Source organism: Massilia sp. 05N420 (assembly GCF_056397205.1).
Window position 1 is genome coordinate 1 of sequence record NZ_JBFTMX010000123.1, and the last position, 586, is coordinate 586.

At 55.6% G+C, this 586-nt stretch carries 1 protein-coding gene; it reads right to left on the reverse strand.

Features of this window, described 5'->3' with window-relative positions; genetic code table 11:
- A partial coding sequence (locus AC1DIX_RS27575; RefSeq protein ID WP_477328510.1) for a hypothetical protein occupies positions 1–443 on the reverse strand: 443 nt, incomplete at its 3' end.
- Positions 444–586 lie beyond the last annotated feature (143 nt).

The window sequence follows — 586 nt, forward strand, 5'->3', positions numbered from 1 at the left end:
GTGCTGAGCTTTTCGGCGCGCTTGCCACCGTCCAGGTTGTCGAGAATGAAAAGATGTGTCTGCAGCCACTTGAAGAAGTGCTGCTCGGCAGTCTCCGTCGGCTCGACGAGGCGCGTGCGCCGGTCGGCCTGGCCGCTTGAGGGGCGCAGGAAACGGTAGACGAGCATTTCCTGCAGGAAGGCGGCGGCCGTGTTGCGGCTGGCGATCTTGTTGCTGACGACGAAATCCACGAAACGCCCGGAATACAGGCCTTTTTTCTCCTCGCCAGGCAATCCGTAATGCAATGCAAAGCCTGAATGCGCCATCAGCCACCGTTGCTGCGCAGCAAAAATGGAGGCGATTCTCGGGCTTTCCTTATAGATCGTCAGCATCTCGTTGGCGCAGATCAGTACTGCTCCAAAAAAGCGATCGTCTATAGCAAGTGTTTCGGCGGTCAAAGACATCTGGGAACTCGGCAAGGCGACGGCTATTCCATTTGCCTTCTCAGCGTCCCGAGTCAATGTCCGTTTTGAACGGAGTGTCCCAAAAATGGTTAGGTGAGTTAACCGGCAAGGTTAAATTGCAAAAATCCGGGACAGCTGTGCCT